The organism is Ruegeria sp. HKCCD7628 (genome assembly GCF_057221005.1).
In genome coordinates this window covers 188,048-205,049 of the sequence record NZ_JBWVBA010000004.1, presented here as the reverse complement: position 1 = coordinate 205,049, position 17,002 = coordinate 188,048, and the positions used below count along the sequence as shown (strand labels likewise).

General features: G+C 60.0%; 14 protein-coding genes and 1 tRNA gene. 7 read left to right on the top strand and 8 right to left on the bottom strand.

Going from position 1 to position 17,002, the window contains the following annotated elements; translation table 11 throughout:
* Positions 1–18: 18 nt before the first annotated feature.
* Entirely contained in the window at positions 19–3,420 is a 3,402-nt protein-coding gene (gene putA, locus AC2TAD_RS11490) for a bifunctional proline dehydrogenase/L-glutamate gamma-semialdehyde dehydrogenase PutA (protein WP_480867781.1), read from the bottom strand.
* A 103-nt stretch (positions 3,421–3,523) separates the two neighbouring features.
* On the opposite strand from putA, the gene AC2TAD_RS11485 reads away from it, so the two are divergent.
* Both AC2TAD_RS11485 and AC2TAD_RS11480 read left to right on the top strand, forming a co-directional pair.
* A complete protein-coding gene (locus tag AC2TAD_RS11485; protein ID WP_170753285.1) occupies positions 3,524–4,012 on the top strand; it encodes an Lrp/AsnC family transcriptional regulator in 489 nt (162 codons plus the stop codon).
* Positions 4,013–4,042: 30 nt separating this feature from the next.
* Complete coding sequence (locus tag AC2TAD_RS11480) at positions 4,043–4,609, top strand: tetratricopeptide repeat protein (protein WP_480867779.1); 567 nt, start codon at positions 4,043–4,045, stop codon at positions 4,607–4,609.
* A 45-nt stretch (positions 4,610–4,654) separates the two neighbouring features.
* Here the strand turns inward: AC2TAD_RS11480 and AC2TAD_RS11475 are convergent, their stop codons facing one another.
* From AC2TAD_RS11475 to AC2TAD_RS11445, 7 genes are all read right to left on the bottom strand, one after another.
* Positions 4,655–6,544 carry a PhoX family protein gene (locus AC2TAD_RS11475; RefSeq protein ID WP_480867777.1) on the bottom strand — a complete coding sequence of 630 codons (1,890 nt, stop codon included), beginning with the start codon at positions 6,542–6,544 and terminating at the stop codon, positions 4,655–4,657.
* A gap of 207 nt (positions 6,545–6,751) precedes the next feature.
* Positions 6,752–7,744 (bottom strand): ABC transporter ATP-binding protein, encoded by a 993-nt coding sequence (locus AC2TAD_RS11470; protein ID WP_170783917.1) that lies wholly within the window; start codon positions 7,742–7,744, stop codon positions 6,752–6,754.
* Complete coding sequence (locus tag AC2TAD_RS11465; RefSeq protein WP_480867776.1) at positions 7,741–8,775, bottom strand: Gfo/Idh/MocA family protein; 1,035 nt, start codon at positions 8,773–8,775, stop codon at positions 7,741–7,743. Before AC2TAD_RS11465 ends, AC2TAD_RS11470 begins: the two co-directional genes overlap by 4 nt.
* Complete coding sequence (locus tag AC2TAD_RS11460) at positions 8,772–9,611, bottom strand: carbohydrate ABC transporter permease (RefSeq protein ID WP_480867774.1); 840 nt, start codon at positions 9,609–9,611, stop codon at positions 8,772–8,774. Before AC2TAD_RS11460 ends, AC2TAD_RS11465 begins: the two co-directional genes overlap by 4 nt.
* A gap of 10 nt (positions 9,612–9,621) precedes the next feature.
* Positions 9,622–10,536 (bottom strand): carbohydrate ABC transporter permease, encoded by a 915-nt coding sequence (locus tag AC2TAD_RS11455; RefSeq protein ID WP_480867773.1) that lies wholly within the window; start codon positions 10,534–10,536, stop codon positions 9,622–9,624.
* A gap of 65 nt (positions 10,537–10,601) precedes the next feature.
* A complete protein-coding gene (locus AC2TAD_RS11450) occupies positions 10,602–11,855 on the bottom strand; it encodes an ABC transporter substrate-binding protein (protein WP_170352416.1) in 1,254 nt (417 codons plus the stop codon).
* A gap of 17 nt (positions 11,856–11,872) precedes the next feature.
* The gene (locus tag AC2TAD_RS11445; RefSeq protein WP_170753272.1) at positions 11,873–12,766 is read right to left on the bottom strand and encodes an N-acetylmuramic acid 6-phosphate etherase; all 894 of its coding nucleotides are present in this window, start codon (positions 12,764–12,766) and stop codon (positions 11,873–11,875) included.
* A gap of 168 nt (positions 12,767–12,934) precedes the next feature.
* Here AC2TAD_RS11445 and AC2TAD_RS11440 point away from each other — a divergent pair, with 168 nt between their 5' ends.
* The 5 genes from AC2TAD_RS11440 to AC2TAD_RS11420 all read left to right on the top strand — a co-directional run bounded on the left by AC2TAD_RS11440 (position 12,935) and on the right by AC2TAD_RS11420 (position 16,914).
* Entirely contained in the window at positions 12,935–13,810 is an 876-nt protein-coding gene (locus tag AC2TAD_RS11440) for a glucosamine kinase nucleotide-binding domain-containing protein (protein ID WP_480867771.1), read from the top strand.
* Entirely contained in the window at positions 13,797–14,546 is a 750-nt protein-coding gene (locus AC2TAD_RS11435; protein WP_480867769.1) for a GntR family transcriptional regulator, read from the top strand. The genes AC2TAD_RS11440 and AC2TAD_RS11435 overlap by 14 nt, the downstream gene beginning before the upstream one ends.
* Positions 14,547–14,565: 19 nt before the next feature.
* A complete protein-coding gene (locus AC2TAD_RS11430; protein ID WP_170352420.1) occupies positions 14,566–15,594 on the top strand; it encodes an SIS domain-containing protein in 1,029 nt (342 codons plus the stop codon).
* Complete coding sequence (gene nagA, locus AC2TAD_RS11425; protein ID WP_480867767.1) at positions 15,591–16,727, top strand: N-acetylglucosamine-6-phosphate deacetylase; 1,137 nt, start codon at positions 15,591–15,593, stop codon at positions 16,725–16,727. The genes AC2TAD_RS11430 and nagA overlap by 4 nt, the downstream gene beginning before the upstream one ends.
* 112 nt (positions 16,728–16,839) lie before the next feature.
* Positions 16,840–16,914, top strand: a tRNA-Gly gene (locus AC2TAD_RS11420).
* Positions 16,915–17,002: the final 88 nt, after the last annotated feature.

The following is a 17,002-nucleotide window of genomic DNA, read 5'->3' as shown; positions in this document are numbered from 1 at the left end:
CCCAGCGTCAAGGCCCGGTTACGCCGCACCCCCAAGCAGAGCGGCGTTGCCTCCTGCGGCGGTTGTGTCGACACAAACGTGACGTTCACTCAGCACACGCGCGCGGTCGGGCAGGCCGGGGATCAAAGGCAGGATCGGGCCATGGCGACGGGCCAGATGCTGTTCGATCTGCCGCGCGGTGGCCTCATCGCCCCACCACAACACGCCTGAGATGTTCGCGATGTTCTCCAGTCGGTGCAGGTCGATCATGCCAGACGCGCGGATCGCGGTGCCGCCAAGGGCCTCGACCGCTTGGGCCTGCGCCTGAACGGCGTCTGCGCTCGGCCCCATGCACAGTAGCGGCGCACGGGGGAATTCGCTGAGCCGGTTGGATTCGCCGGTGGGGCCGGGCAGCGACCGAGTGCGCAGCGGGGCCGGCTGGCCTGTGGGTTCGGGCAGGTCACTGGCGGTGTTGTCCCATGTGGCATCCACCTTTTGCCGGTCCGGCGCGCAGAACCTCGCCATATAGTTTGGCCCGCCCGCCTTGGGCCCCGTCCCCGACAGCCCCTCGCCGCCGAAGGGTTGCGAGCCGACAATGGCGCCGATCTGATTGCGATTGACGTAGATATTGCCCGCGTGAACGGCCTCGGTGATGTGCTGCACGCGGTCGTCGATGCGGGTGTGCAGGCCGAATGTCAGGCCATAGCCCGTGGCGTTGATGTCGGCGATGACCTGATCCAGATCTGAGGCCTTGAACCGCGCCACATGCAGCACGGGGCCGAATATTTCGCGCCCAAGTGCCGCAATGCCGGGGATTTCAATCAGGGTGGGGGCGATGAAAGTGCCCTCGGGCGGGGTTCTCAGTTCCTTCAATACCCGACCTTCACTGCGAGCCTGTGCGATGTGGTCGGCGATGCCTTGCCGCGCGTCGCGGTCAATCACCGGGCCGCAATCGGTTGCGATCAGCCACGGATCGCCCACCACCAGGGCCTCCATTGCGCCGGTCAGCATGGTCAGCAGATCGTCGGCGATATCCTCTTGCACATAGAGGCACCGCAGGGCCGAGCATCGCTGACCCGCCGATTGAAACGCGCTTTCGATGATGGATTGCACGGCCTGTTCGGGCAGGGCAGTGCTGTCGACGATCATCGCATTCAGTCCGCCGGTTTCCGCGATCAGAGGCGTGCCGGGTTGCAGATGATCCGCCATCGCCGCGCGGATTTTCAACGCCGTGCCGGTCGAGCCGGTGAAAGCCACCCCCGACACCCGCGCATCGGATGTCAGCGCCGCCCCCACGTGCGGGCCACCCGGCAGCAATTGCAGCGCATCGCGCGGCACACCCGCCTCGTGCAGCAGTTGCACGGCCCGATGTGCGATCAGAGGTGTCTGTGGTGCCGGTTTGGCCAGAACGGCATTGCCGGTGGCCAGAGCCGCCGAAATTTGCCCGGTGAAAATCGCCAGTGGGAAGTTCCACGGGCTGATACAGGTGAAAATGCCCGCGGGGTTGGCATTGGGGATATTGGCGGCGTAGTAGCGCAGGAAATCCACGGCCTCGCGCAGTTCTGCCACTGCGTCGGGCAGAGACTTCCCGGCCTCGCGCGCCAGCAGGGCGAACAGTTCGCCGAAATGCGCCTCGTAAAGATCAGCGGCTGCGTTCAGCACCTGCGCGCGCTGGGCGGATGGGGCTTGCCACGGTGCGGAAGAGGCCAGCGCCAGTTCCACATCTGCGGTACTGGCCGGGGCGACCGCTCCGGGGCGGTCTTGTGGCTGGGCGGGGTTGGTGACGGGCTGATCGCCTTCGGGGCGCGCATCGTCCGACAGCAGGGGCTGCGCGTACCAGTGATGTGCACGAAAGGCATCGCGCGCGGCGTCGATCCGATCCAGCGTTGGCGTGTGGTGCAGGTCGAACCCGCGCGAATTGGGGCGCTCGGGCCGGAACAGGTCGGGGCCGGTGGGCAGGGGGCGGGCGGCGTCGATGATCGTGACAAAGGGATCGGCGGCGACCACTTCGGGCGGCACGTCCTCATCCACGATCTGGTTCACGAAGGAGGAATTCGCACCATTTTCCAACAGGCGCCGCACCAGATAGGCCAGCAGGTCACGATGTGCACCCACCGGCGCATAGATGCGGCAGCGGGTGGCGTTCTGGTCCTTGACCAGCCCGTGCAGCGTCTCGCCCATGCCGTGCAAGCGCTGGAATTCGAAGGGCTGCCCATCAGCCATGTGCAGGATCGCGCTGACCGTATGGGCGTTATGGGTTGCGAACTGCGGATAGATCCGATCGGTCATGCCCAGCAATTTGCGCGCATTGGTGATGTAGGAAATATCGGTCGCCGCCTTGCGAGTGAAGACGGGAAAGCCATCGACGCCTTCGACCTGCGCGCGCTTGACCTCTGTATCCCAATAGGCGCCTTTCACCAGCCGCACCATCAGCTTGCGGTCGTGGCGTTGCGCCATGTCATAGAGCGTGTCCAGAACCACCCCGGCGCGGGGGCCATAGGCCTGCACCACGATCCCGAACCCGTCCCATCCGGCAAGGGCGGGTTCGGACATCACCTCTTCGATCACTTGCAGAGACAAAGACAGGCGGTCGGCCTCCTCGGCGTCCACGTTCAGGCCCATCCCGGCGGCTTTGGCCAGCAGGCACAAGGCGCGCAGGCGGGGAACAAGCTCATCCATCACGCGCTGTTCCTGCGCCAGCTCATAGCGCGGGTGCAGGGCGGACAGCTTGACCGAGATCCCCGGATTGGCGCGAATGTCATCATGCGTGCAGGCATCGGCAATGGCCGCAATCGCGCGCGAATAAGATAGGTGATAGCGGGCGGCGTCAGCCTCGGTCCGGGCGGCCTCGCCCAGCATGTCATAGGAATAGGTATAGCCTTTGGTTTCCATCCCTTTGGCGCGGTCCATGGCGGATTGGATCGTCTCGCCCAGAACGAACTGACGGCCCATTTCCTTCATCGCGCGGCCCACTGCGGTGCGGATCACCGGCTCACCCAGCCTTTTGATCGCCCCGCGCAGGGCACTGACCGGTGAGGCTTTGCCTTCGTCCAGAACCTTACCCGTCAGCATCAGGGCCCAAGTCGAGGCATTGACCAGCGAGGACGAGGATTGCCCCAGATGCTTGCCCCAGTCCGAGGGCGCGATTTTATCCTCGATCAGCGCGTCAATCGTATCGGCATCAGGCACCCGCAGCAGCGCCTCGGCCAGACACATCAGCGCGACGCCTTCATCGGTGGAGAGGCCGTATTCGGCCAGAAAGACCTCCATCATCCCCGGCGAGGTGCTGGCACGGATGTCGCGCACCAGTTGGGCTGCGGCCGTACAGATGGCGGCACGATCCGTGTCGCTCAGATCGGCCTGCGCGATCAGGCTGTCCAGAACGGCCGACGGGTCGGCATAGGTTTGGGCGTCAATATGGGTGCGCAGGCTGTGTGACATGAATCCTCCGGTGCTTTGGTTAAATATAGGATCGCTTTGGCGGGCTGATTGCCCTAAATTTCGCAGTATGCAGTCGATTGGACTAATTTGAGGGGCGGATGTGATGCAAATGGACTTTCCCGACTTGGATCGGTTCGACCGCGCCATTCTGGCGATTCTGTCCGAGGATGGGCGCATCTCGGTCGCGGACCTCGCGCGGCGGATCGGTTTGTCAAAATCGCCCACTCAAGCACGTGTGAAGAAACTTGAGGCAGACGGGATCATCACCGGGTACCGCGCCCTGCTGGACCCGATCCGCCTTGGACTGGACCATGTGGCCTTTGTAGAAGTGCGCCTGACCGACACCCGAGAAAAGGCACTGGCCGAGTTCAATGCCGCTGTACGGAAGGTGGGCGAGATCGAGCAAGCCCATATGATCGCGTCGAATTTCGACTATCTGCTGAAAATCCGCACCGGGTCGATGTCGGAATACCGCGCGGTTCTGGCCGAGAAAATCTCTTCCTTGCCGCATGTGGCCAGCACCTCGACCTTTGTGGCGATGGAGGCCGTGAAGGAAACCGGCGTCTCGGGCGGGATCGATGCAGTGGGTTGACGAACGTGTATGGCGCGTCACCATTGAGACATGAAACAGATCGTTACAGCTTTTGCATTTCTGGTCTCGAGCACAATTGCGGCCCAGTCCGAGGGGTGCCCCGCTGCGCCGGACCACTCGGACGGAGTTGCCGGGATCATCACGCAAATCCAGCAAGCCGAGAATGAGCGCGCCGCGCAAATCCTTTCAAACCAGCTGTGGGAATTTTGGGCCGACGCACCGGACGACAGCGCACAGGCCGTGCTGGATCGTGGCATGACCCGCCGTAGCCAATGGGATTTGTTGGGCGCGATCGAGGATTTCGACAAACTGGTCGAATATTGTCCCTCTTACGCCGAAGGTTATAACCAGCGCGCCTTTGCGCATTTTCTGCGACAAGACTATCAGGCGGCGCTGCCTGATCTGGACCGAGCGATCGAGCTGTCGCCCAACCATGTGGCTGCCATTAGCGGTAAGGCGCTGACCTTGTTGGGCTTAAAGCGGGTTGATGAAGCGCGTGAGACTTTGCAACGGGCGTTGAAGCTTAACCCGTGGTTGTCCGAACGCCATTTGCTGGACGCCGGGGGACCACTTGCCCCGAAGGGCGAAGACATCTGAAGATCAACGCCCCCGAAAAGAACTCCGGGGGCGTTGGTGCGTTAGTTAACCGACAAGACCGTTATCAGCGCGCTTGATTGCGATGACAGACGAGCGTGGCGTACCACCATCAGGCCAGTTGCTGCCGGGGTGCTGGATGCCAACAAACATGGTGCGCAGATCTGTGGACCACGCCAGACCGGTTACCTCACAGCCGTTCGGGCCGGTCATGAAGCGTGCAATTTCACCGGTCACGGGATCACCAACCAGCATCTGGTTGTTGCCGTTGCCTGCGAAATCTTCCTCGTTGTCGTCATTCCCGTCTGTCTGGATCCAGATCAGACCGGTCGAATCGATCACCATACCGTCGGGCGAGTTGAACAGGTTGCCCTCGTTCACATTAGGCGATCCGGCGCGGTCATCCGAGTGTACAGTCGGGTTGCCCGCCATGACGTACAGGTCCCAATCGAAAGCGTCGGCGGCGTGGTCGTCATTGGCCGGGCGCCAGCGTACGATCTGACCGTATTTGTTGGCTTCACGCGGGTTGGCCGCGTTGACCGAGGTATCATCACCACCGGCGTTTGGTTTGACGCCGCGGTTCTTGTTGTTGGTCAGGCAGCAATAGGCTTCGACCGCAACCGGGCTGGAGGCGACCCATTCGGGGCGATCCATGGTGGTGCCGCCCGCTTTGGAGGCCGCCATGCGGGTAAAGATGCGAATCTCGGCATCGTCCATTCCGGTTGTTTCCGGGGTCAGAGCCAGCCATTCACCCTTCATGTCGTCGTTGAACTTGGCGACATAAAGCGTACCGTCGTTTAGCAGGCTCTCGGTTTCACCACCGGGCTGATAGGTGCCGTTCGAGACGAATTTGTACAGGTATTCGCCACGTTCATCGTCGCCCATGTAGACAACCACGCGACCGTCGGCAGCCAGGGTGACTTCGGCGTTTTCGTGCTTGAAGCGACCCAGACCGGTGTGCTTGACAGGCGTGCTGTCAGGTTTGGTCGGGTCGATTTCAACGATCCAGCCCGTACGGTGCGGCTCGTTGGGGTTTTTCGATGTGTCGAAACGGGGATCAAAGAACTCGTAACCGTTCCAGCTTTCGGCCTTGATACCGTAGCGCGCCATACCGTCCGCGACCTTCTGGTCATAGGCGGCATTTTCATCCGATGAGCCGAAGTAGCCATTGAAGTTCTCTTCGCAGGTCAGATAGGTGCCCCAGGGCGTCTTGCCCGCACCACAGTTGTTCATGGTGCCCAGCGAGGTGGTGCCGGTCGGGTCAGCCTCAGTTTTCAGCAGGTCATGACCGGCTGCGGGGCCAACGATTTTCATCGGAGTGTTGTGATGAATACGGCGGTTGAAGGGGCTGTCTTTGACAACCGACCAGCCGTCAGGGCCTTCGGTGATTTCCATGACTGTCACGCCTTGGATGTTCTGCAGCTTCAGAACATCGTCTGCGTTTGCCGGAACACCTTCCGCAGCGGCCGGCAGGTTGATCTTGCGGTTGGGGTATTCGTGGTTGATCGCGATCAGTTCGTGACCCTGGAACGAAAAGGTTTCCATCCCGTCAGTGTTCTCACCAAAGATACGGTCGGATTTTTCGACCGAACCACCATCGGCGATGTCATAGCCGTCGGCATCCGAGAACAGCGGATCGCCCCAGCGCATCATGACTTTCCACTCGTACCCTTCGGGGACGTGAACGGTGCCGTCGGTCTGGGCTGCGATCGGGGTGAAGGCAAAGCGCGACGCGTCAGCGGCCTGCGCCGAGGTCGAGCTGAGCAGACCTGTGCCCATTGCGGCAGCGCCCGATCCAAAGGCCACCACACCGGCCAGAAAACCACGGCGGGAAATGGCGCTTTCGACCACGCGGTCAAAGTCGTTTTCCTCGGGGCGGGGGAAGTGCAGCTCGTCCCAGTCGTCTGCGGATAGTGTGGTGTTGTCGACGTCTTTCATGGATGGCTCCTGGCTAAAATGAAAGTTGATGAACGGGATTTAAGAGGTCTTTGTGACAGGTTCTTAACAGCGCCATTAAAGCCGCTGTATTTCGACCTGAAAATAGATTCATTTTTGAAGCGCTAAATCGCGCCGAAGCCCTGCCTGCGCGACGCAGACAGGGTTTTACAATCATCAAAATTGATTGATCACATCGCCGTGATGGGGTTAACGCAGCCGCTGCCCATCGGCATTGAACCGATACGCTTTTTCGGGCGCGAACCCAAGGCGCAGGTCTTGGCCTTCGGATATTGCGTGTTGCCCGAACAAGCGCGCCGTCACCGAATGGTTCTGAACAGTCGCAATGACGTTGGTATCACCGCCCAGCTTTTCGACATGGCTGACCTGTGCTGACAGGGGGCCGTCGTCAGACAGGAACAGATCCTCTGGCCGAATACCAAGGGTGTCTGACCCCTGATCCAGCAGGCTTTCGGGCAGGAAGTTCATCGAAGGAGATCCAAGGAATCCCGCAACAAACTGGTTGGCGGGGTTGTTATACAGCTCCATCGGTGAGCCAATCTGTTCCACCCGGCCATCGCGCAGAACTACGATCTTGTCGGCCAGTGTCATCGCCTCGGTCTGGTCGTGGGTGACATAGATCATCGAGGCATCCAGTGCCCGGTGCAGGTTTGCGATCTCAATCCGCGTGTTCATCCGCAGCGCCGCGTCGAGGTTCGAAAGCGGTTCGTCAAACAGGAACAGTTTCGGCTCGCGCACGATGGCCCGCCCGATGGCGACGCGTTGGCGCTGACCGCCGGACAGCTCAGATGGATAGCGGTCCAGATATTCCTCAAGGTTCAGCATCCGGCTGGCGCTGGCGACGCGCTCTTCGATCACCGCTTTGGGCTGCTTCTCTTGTTTCAGCGCCAGTGTCATGTTCCCGCGCACGTTCAGATGGGGATAGAGCGCATAACTTTGAAAAACCATCGCGATCCCGCGCTTTGACGGCGGCACCAGATTGACGGTCTGGCCGTCGATATTGATCTCACCCGAGGACGCATCCTCCAACCCAGCGATGACGCGCAGCAGGGTGGATTTGCCACAGCCCGAGGGACCGACGAAGACGACAAACTCACCTTCTTCCACCTCAAGCGAGATGTCTTTCAGGACATGCACCTCGCCAAAGGATTTGTTCACGTTGGTCAGGGTCAAAGCGGTCATGATGCGGATTCCTGTAGGGAAACGGGCTGGCCGGTGCGGATGCTTTCATCAGCGGCCAAACAAATGGCGAGGGATTGGACAGCGTCATTCATGTGGCGCGTCAGGTCGATATCGTCTGCGATGGCGCGCAGCATATACGCCTGCTCGGCGTCACAAAGCTCCTGATGGCCGGGCTCATCGGGCATCTCAACCGTACGGTCACCGCTCGGCGTGTGGATCAGTAGACCACCAACCTTGGTGTGGCCATCGATATCCGCCGACGCGCCTTTGTTGCCGTCGGTGATCGAGACCGAGCCGTTGGGCGAGACGATATCTTTCACGAAAAACGCGGTTTCGGACATCATCGGGCCCCACCCGGCCTCGTACCAGCCGACCGAGCCGTCCTCAAAAATCACCTGAAACTGGCCGTAATTGTACATGTCCTCGGCGATCTCATCGGACAGGCGCAGGCCCATGCCATGCACGCGGACGGGCTGCGCATCGGTGATCTGGCACATGACGTCCACGTAATGTACGCCGCAATCCACGATGGGAGAGGTCGTCTGCATTAATGCCTTATGCGTCTCCCACTCCGCGCCCGAGGATTGCTGGTTCAGGTTCAGGCGGAACACATACGGCCCGCCCAGATCGCGCGCCTCGGCAATGAGGCGCATCCACGAGGGGTGATGGCGCAGGATATATCCGACCACCAGTTTGCGGTTCAGGCGGGTGGCGGTTTCGACCACGCGCCGCGCATCGGTCACATTGGTGGCCAGTGGTTTTTCAACGAAGACATGCGCGCCAGCTTCCATCGCGGCGCAGGCGTAATCGGCGTGGCTGTCGGAATAGGTGGCGACGACCACTAGATCGGGATTGGTCTCGGCCAGTGCGGTGTGGAAATCCGAATAGGCGGGGTATTGGCCCAGATCGGGGTGATCCACGTGGCCCGAGCGGTTCACCAGCCCCACGATCTGCGCGTCCGCGTGGTTGTGATGAGCCAGCGCGTGGCTGAGACCCATATTGCCAAGGCCAGCGATCAGAACTTTGGTCATTTGACAGCTCCCGAAGTGATGCCGCGGATCAGTTGGCGCGAGAAGATGACGTACAGAACCAGCACTGGCAGGATCGCCATCGACAGGGCCGACAGAACCGCGTTCCAGTCGGTGACGAACTGTCCGATAAAGACCTGACTGCCCAGCGTGAGCGTCTTGGTTTCTTCAGCCGGGGCGAGGATCAGCGGGAACCACAGGTCATTCCAGATCGGGATCATGTTGAACACGGCCACGGTCGCCATCGCGGGCCTGACCAGAGGCAGAACCAGCCGGAAAAAGATCGTGTATTCCGACAGCCCGTCGATGCGGCCCGCGTTTTTCAGGTCATCGCTGACCTGCCGCATAAACTCGGACAGGATGAACACCGCCAGCGGCAGTCCCTGCGCCGTGTAAACCAGTATCAGCGCCCATAGCGTGTTCACCAGCCCGGTCGCCACCATCATCTCAAGGATCGCCACGGTGCCGATGCGGATCGGGATCATAATCCCCAGCGCCAGATACAGCCCCATCAGCAGGTTGCCCTTGAACTGATATTCCGACAGCGCATAGGCCGCCATGGCCCCAAACAGCAGGATAAAGAACAGCGACGCAACGGTGACGATCATCGAGTTCTGGAAGTAGAGGAAGAAATCCCCCTGTTTCATCACCGTCTCATAGCCAATCATCGAGAAACTGTCGGCATTTGGCAGCGCCAGCGGCTCGCGGAAGATCGCGCGGCGGGTTTTGAAGCTGTTGATGATGATCACAAAAACCGGGAACAGGGCGATCAGCGTGTAAAGGATCAGCGCCCCGTGCATCGCAGCGGTATTCAGCGGGTTATGGCGTGCTTTGTTCATCGCTGGACCCTCACAATTGATACCGGCGCATCCGGGTCTGGATGCCGAAGAGGTAAATGCAGACGCCCACAAGGATGATCGCGAACATGGCCCCGGCGATGGCTGACCCCATATGCGGGTCACCCAGTTGCAGCTGGAAGCCAAAGAAGGTGCGGTACATGAAGGTGCCCAGGATATCGGTCGAGAAATCCGGCCCGGCCAGCGCGCCTTGGGCGGCATAGATCAGGTCGAAGGCGTTGAAGTTGCCCACAAAGGTCAGGATCGAGATGATGCCGATCGAGGGCAGGATCAGCGGCAGCTTGATTTTCCAGAAGGCCGAGGCCCCGGTTATGCCGTCGATCTCTCCGGCCTCAAGGATTTCCTCGGGTATGGTCAACAGAGCGGCATAGATCAGCATCATCGGGATGCCCACAAACTGCCAGACCGAGATCAGCGCCAGCGTGGTGAGCGCGTATTCCTCTTTCCCCAGCCACGGTGCAAACAGGGATTTCAGGCCCACGGCATCCAGCATCGAGGGCGCGATGCCCCAGATGGGCGACAGGATCAGTTTCCATGCAAAGCCAACGATCACAAAGCTCAGGATTGTCGGGATGAAAATCGCCGACCGATAGAGCGCCGAGAACCTCAGGTGCGGGTGGCTGAGCAGCGCGGCCAGCGCGATCCCGATGGGGTTTTGAACAAGCATATGGATCAGGAAGAACCAGAAGTTGTTGCCCAAAGCGTTCCAGAACTGCTCGGACCAGATGGGATCGAAAAACAGCGTTTGAAAGTTCTGCAAGCCCACGAACACGCGGCTCTGATCCACCTCGGAATAGAGCGCTAGCCGCAGTGTGTTGAACAGCGGAAAGATCATCACCGCCGTATAAACCAGCACGGCTGGGGCCAGAAACACGACGATATGCAAGCGGAAGCGGGGGCGATTCATGGGTCAGCTTTCACAGGGGTGTCGGGTGTACCCGGGCGGGCGTTTCCGCCCGGGTAAGGATCAGCTTACTGATGCGGAGCGTACCAGGAGGCAAGACCTTCCTGCAGTTCGGCGCCCAGTTCTTCGGGCGATTTGGCACCCTTGATAGCCGCAACGGATGCGCCCCAGGTCTCATTCTCAAGGTTCGGTGTGCCGCGCGACAGGATTTGATAGGTCGAGCGGATGGTCGATTCACACTCATCACGCCAGCCGACGATTTCCTTGGCCAGCGGATCCTGCAGCTCAACCGGCGTGCTGGACAGCGGGAAGAAGCCGGGCAGCGCGTTGCCGAAGATTTCCGCGAACTCTGGGCTTGCGACCCAGGCCAGGAAAGTTTCGGCCGCCTCGGGATTCTCGGTGGCGGCGTTCATGCCGATGCCGATATCGGTGTGATCCGAGATATAGCAGGTGTCGCCCGCATTGCGGACCGGCGGCTTGAATGCGCCCATTTCGAAATCAGCCTGCGCGTTGAAGCCCGAGATTTCCCACGACCCGGCAGGGTAAACAGCCGCACGGCCCAGCGTGAAGATGTTCTGGCTGTCGGGATAGGTCTGCGCCTCATACCCGTCGCCCAGATATTCGCCCCAACGGGCCAGTGTGGCGTAGGGGGCGGTCCATGCCTCATCGGTCAGCTTCTGCTCGCCTTTGATCAGCGCCTGACGGCCTTCCTCACCTTTCCAATAGTTCGGGCCGATGTTGTTATAGCCCATGGTGGCGGCTTCCCACTGGTCGTTGGTGCCCATCGCCATCGGGATATAGGTGCCGTCTTCCTTGATCTTGTCGAGGGCGGCAAAGAACTCATCCTCGGTGGTCGGCACGTCGATGCCCAGCTCGTTGAACGCGTCTTTGTTGTAGATGAACCCGTGAATCACCGACGCCATCGGAACACAGAAACTGACCGCGCCATCATCGGTCTGCCACGCCGATTTGGCGACATCAGAGAAATTGCCCATCGCCTCGACGCCCGACAGATCAGTCAGGTGCCCGGCTTCGTATAGCGCCAAAGAGGCGTCAAAAGGACGGCAGGTGATCAGGTCGCCAGCCGAGCCCGCGTCCAGTTTTGAATTCAAAACAGCGTTGTATTCAGCGGGGGCCGAGGGCGTGAATTGTACCTTGATGCCGGGGTTTGCGGCCTCAAATGCAGGAATGATCTGATCCTGCCATAGGGTCAGGTCATCGTTGCGCCAGCTTTCGATGGTCAGCGTGACATCTTCGGCCATGGCAGCCGTACCCATAAGGGTTGAGCCCAGCAGAGCCAGCTTCAGACTTGTGCGTTTCATTTCATTCTCCCAGTTGGTTAGCAGTTGTTATTCATGTTTAGTGCGGTGCTCAGGATGCCGTCGGCTTCTTCAAGCCGCGCCACCGCGTCGCCCTTTGACACGCCAAGGGCAGCGATCAGGATGGCGGGTTTTACGTCGCCGTTCGTCTGCGCCAGCGCAGCCTGGGCTGCATCGGTGTCGACCTTGGCAATCCGTGCCACGATCCCGGCCGCGCGCGCACGTAGCTTGTGATTGTCAGCGCGCAAATTCACCATCATGCCGCCATGCACATGCCCCAGATCAAGCGCCATGAGCGAAGACAGCATATTGAGCGCGATCTTCTGCGCCGTCCCAGCCCCCATGCGGGTCGAGCCCGAGATCAGCTCGGGTGGCGTGGCGAGCAGAATTGGTATGTCAGCGGTTTGAAGAAGAGGGCTGTCCGCATTATTGGCGATGCCGATCAAGGTTGCCTTTTTGGCGCGCGCGATGTCACCCGCTGTCAGAGTATAGGGCGTGGATCCGCTAGCCGACACCGCGATGACGGTATCGGTAGGCTTTAAGTCGGACAGAGCTTCGGCAAGTCCTACGTCCGAGTCCTCTGTATCGCCGGGCATTTCAACACCGGTCGGTAAGCCGCCTGCCATGTGAATGCGTAAGTGACTTGGAAGGATCGAGAATGTACCGCCCAGTTCCTGCGCATCTGCTGCGGCCATCAAGCCAGATGACCCGGCGGCGACGTAATGCAGCACGCCCCCGGTGCGGAGTGTTGCCGCCATTGCCGCAGCTCCCCGCGCGATCGCGGGTGCCGCACGCTCAACAGCCTTCGCAGCAGCGATTTGACCAGCGGCCAAGGCGCGGGCCGAGTTGGCCAGATCGCTCCGGTCAAGTTGGGCGGCATCAATGTGCAGTTGTTCAGTCGACGGCAGCGTCAAGAGAATCCCCCTTACAGTCCTTTTACAATACCTATGTAATACCACTTGTCTATAACTTTATTATTGCAAGCGATGTTTGGGGATTTTTGCGCTAAACTCCAGTAATTTGCGATTTGTGCCCGAATTTTGGTCTTTCCTGTGAAGGAAAGGTATTATAATGGTATTGTCATGACTGAGTCTCAAAACACCGCGTTTCTGGCCGTTGACGGTGGTGGAACCCGATGCAGGGTCGCTGCTGAGGTCCGTGGCGTCGTACATTCGGTCGAGACCGGAGCGGCCAATGTATCAACGGATTTCGAGGGCGGGGTTCGTCAGATCGCTGCCGGTTTGTCTGAATTGGCAGCGGGGCTGGATACCTCTGTAGCAGAATTGGTGCGCTGGCCCGCCTTTATCGGGTTGGCCGGAGTAACGGGTGACAGCGTCGCCGATCGACTGCGAGTGGCGTTGGATATGCCCAACGCGCGGATCGAGGATGATCGACCTGCAGCGGTAAGGGGCGCATTGGGTTCCTCAGATGGCCTGATCGCGCATTGCGGGACCGGGTCATTTCTGGCTGTTCAGATCAACGGTGACATCCGCCTTGCCGGAGGGTGGGGGCCTATCTTGGGCGACGAAGCATCCGCGCAATGGGTCGGTCGACGTGCGCTGTCCGAAGTGCTGAATGCGGTGGATCAGATCCAAGCGAAGTCGAGCTTGACGCAAGAGTTTTCTAAGCAGTTCGGCGGTGTTGCTGGAATTGTCGAATTTGCAGGGCAGGCCGCGCCGGGGGCGTTCGGCGCATTGGCACCTCAGGTCACAGCCGCTGCCGCCGATGGTGATCACGTCGCGCGTCAGGTTATGCAGGCAGGTGCCGATTACATCGGTGGAATGGCGAAACGCCTTGGGTGGAAGGCGGGGTTAACCCTCTGTTTAACAGGCGGAATTGGCCCGCATTATGCCGGTTATCTGCCCGCAGACATGCAAGCTGCGCTAAGACCAGCACAGGGCGAACCGCTGATCGGGGCCTTGGCCTTGGCAAAGGAGGGCGCTCATGAGCATTGCTGATTTCTTGCGCGCAGAAGCGTGGCTGAGCCCTAAGAACGGCCCGCGATATGTTCAGCTGCGCCGCCGCCTTCAGGAAGGGATAGATACGGGCGTGCTTGCACCGAATTCATCTCTTCCGTCCGAGCGGGAATTGGTGGACATCACTGATCTGTCCCGCGTCACGGTGCGAAAGGCTATTCAAGAGCTGGTGCAGGAAGGTGTGATTGAACAACGTCAGGGTTCAGGCTCGTTCATCCGCGAGCGCGTGCCCCGGGTCGAACAATCGCTGACACATTTGACGTCTTTCACCGAAGACATGTCGAGCCGTGGAATGCAGACCACGTCAAAGTGGTTGGAGCGGGGCGTATTTGCGGCGACGTCTCAAGAGATAGCTGCGCTGAACTTGCCGGAAGGCGCGCAGATTGCCCGCATCTATCGTCTGCGCGAGGCAGACGGCCGCCCTCTGGCGCTTGAGAAGGCAGCACTGCCGTTGGACATTCTGCCGAACCCGATTGAGGTGACCACCTCGCTCTACGAGGTTCTGGACGGGTTAGGGCGTCGTCCCGTTCGGGCGGTCCAGAAAATCTCGGCACTTAATCTTGCTGCGCGCGAGGCTGAGTTGCTGGATGTGCCGGAAGGGGCGGCAGGGTTGAACATCGAGCGTCTTTCATTTCTCAAAAACGGGCGGGTCGCGGAATTGACCCGCTCTCTCTATCGCGGTGACGCTTATGACTTCGTCGCCGAGCTGCGTTTATAACCGGAAGGATCAAAGGCCGATGTCCGACAATACATCCAAGATGCGCCAGGAGATTTTGGAAATCCCTGCCGCGGTTGACCGGCTGCTAGGCAGTGGCGCGGCCAGTATTCAAAACGCGGCCGCGCTGGTCCGGGAAACCGACCCGCGGTTCCTGATCACGGTGGCGCGCGGGTCATCCGACCACGCGTGTAGTTACCTGAAATATGCCAGCGAGCTATTGCTTGGGCTGCCTGTGGCCTCGGTTGGGCCGTCGGTTAGTTCGATCTATGGGGCCGACTTGATGGCGCGGGGCGCTGTATGCCTGTCGGTGTCTCAATCTGGCCAAAGTCCCGATATTGTCGGACTGACACGCTCGCTGCGGTCATCAGGAGCTGTTGCGCTGGCGATCACCAACAACTCGGAATCGCGATTGGCAGACGTTGCGGATGCGATGCTGCCGCTGCACGCCGGCCCCGAGTTGAGCGTCGCCGCCACCAAGACATTTGTGACTTCGCTGGTGGCAGGGTTGTGGTTGCTGGCCGAAGTCAAGGGCGATGCTGAACTGTTGGGGGCGATACGGGCGCTTCCCGCCCAGTTGGAACGCGCAGCACAGTGCGACTGGTCTGCAGCGGCGGCCACGATTACAGGGCGTTCGCTGTTTACTTTGGGCAGGGGGCCATCTTTTGCCATATCGGGCGAAGCGGCGTTGAAGATCAAGGAAACCTGTCAGATCCATGCAGAAAGCTATTCAGCTGCCGAGGTGCTGCATGGACCGGTCTCAATCGTCGAGGACGGGTTCCCAACCATTGTCTTTGCGGCTGGGGATGCCGCGGAGGACACCACGGCGCAGGCCGCTGACGCGCTGGCCGATAAGGGGGCCATAGTCTTCGCCACTACGGATCGCGTCACGCGGGCGCAGCAGTTGCCAGTAGAGCGTACGGATCATTGGATCACCGATCCGATCACGACGATCACCGCGTTTTACTCTATGGTCGAATCCGTCGCCAGTATGCGCGGTATTGACCCGGACGCGCCGCGTCACCTCAAGAAAGTGACCGAGACGGTATGACAATAGATAGAGTGATCTTTCGAAACGGTGCAATCTTTGACGGCAAGCGGTTGCTGAGTGATCATGCGCTTGTATTCAGCGGCGGTCAGAGTGTGGAAATCGTAGCTGACGCAGAGGTAGCGGCTGTTGGGGATCACATTGATCTGAACGGAGATATCGTCAGTCCGGGTTATGTGGACTTGCAGGTGAATGGCGGCGACGGTGTCATGCTGAACGATGACCCTTCGGTCGAAACGATCCGCCGGATCGCGCAGGCCCATCACCGGTTGGGAGTCGCGGCTTTGCTGCCGACTTTGATCACGGATACCAGCGAAAAGACTCGGGCGGCGATCGCAGCGGCCATTCAGTCAGTGAAAGAGGGCGTTCCGGGTGTCGCGGGATTGCATTTGGAAGGCCCCCATCTGTCGGTTGCCCGCAAGGGGGCGCATGACGGTGACCTGATTTGCCCCATGTCTGATACCGACCTTTCCATGTTGCTTGAGGCGGCGCAGCATTTGCCTTGCCTCAAAGTGACTGTGGCACCTGAAACGGTCTCGGAACAGCAAGTTGGGGCGCTGAGTGATGCGGGCATTCTTGTCTCGCTCGGACACACGGATGCAGATTTCGCGACCTGTCAACATTACGCGGCAGCCGGGGCACGCTGTGTCACCCATTTGTTCAATGCCATGAGCCAATTGGGCAACCGCGAGCCCGGTTTGGTTGGCTCTGCTCTTGCTAACGGCGGTCTTTCTGCGGGGCTCATCGCAGACGGAATTCACGTTCATCCTGAAACGATGCGAGCCGCTTGGGCTGCCAAATCCGGCCCGGGCCAGATCTATCTGGTTAGCGATGCAATGGCCGTTGCAGGCACTGATTTGTCCGAGTTCAGATTGGAAGGTCGTCGAATTACGAGAACCGATGGGCGACTGACTCTGGAGGATGGCACTTTGGCTGGGGCCGACCTGGATATGACGACAGCCATCCGCGTGCTGGTGACGCAGGTGGGTGTTCCCTTGCCAGATGCTCTGACAGCTGCCACGACCTATCCCGCCCAGTTGATCGGGCAAACGCATGGACCGTCGATGAAGCGCGATCAGATGATCCGCATCAGTGCAAACCTTGAAAAATGCACGTGGTTATTTCCTACTGAATGAACTGCTTGGGAAGGACTTGTCGGTTGCGCAATTTTTCGGCGCTGAATTTCAAAACAGCGACCGAAGGACGCTTGACGCCATCTGACGCATCGCTTAAACCGACCTCCGCTGAGCGGGCGTCGTATACTGGCTATTACCTCAGCCTTCCAAGCTGATGAAGCGGGTTCGATTCCCGCCGCCCGCTCCAAGTCAGCCCCAAAATTCTGCGTCAAAAGGCCCGTTTGGTGTTCGATTTTGCCATGGCAGCTTGACCCCACGCGCTGTCATCGCCAAGA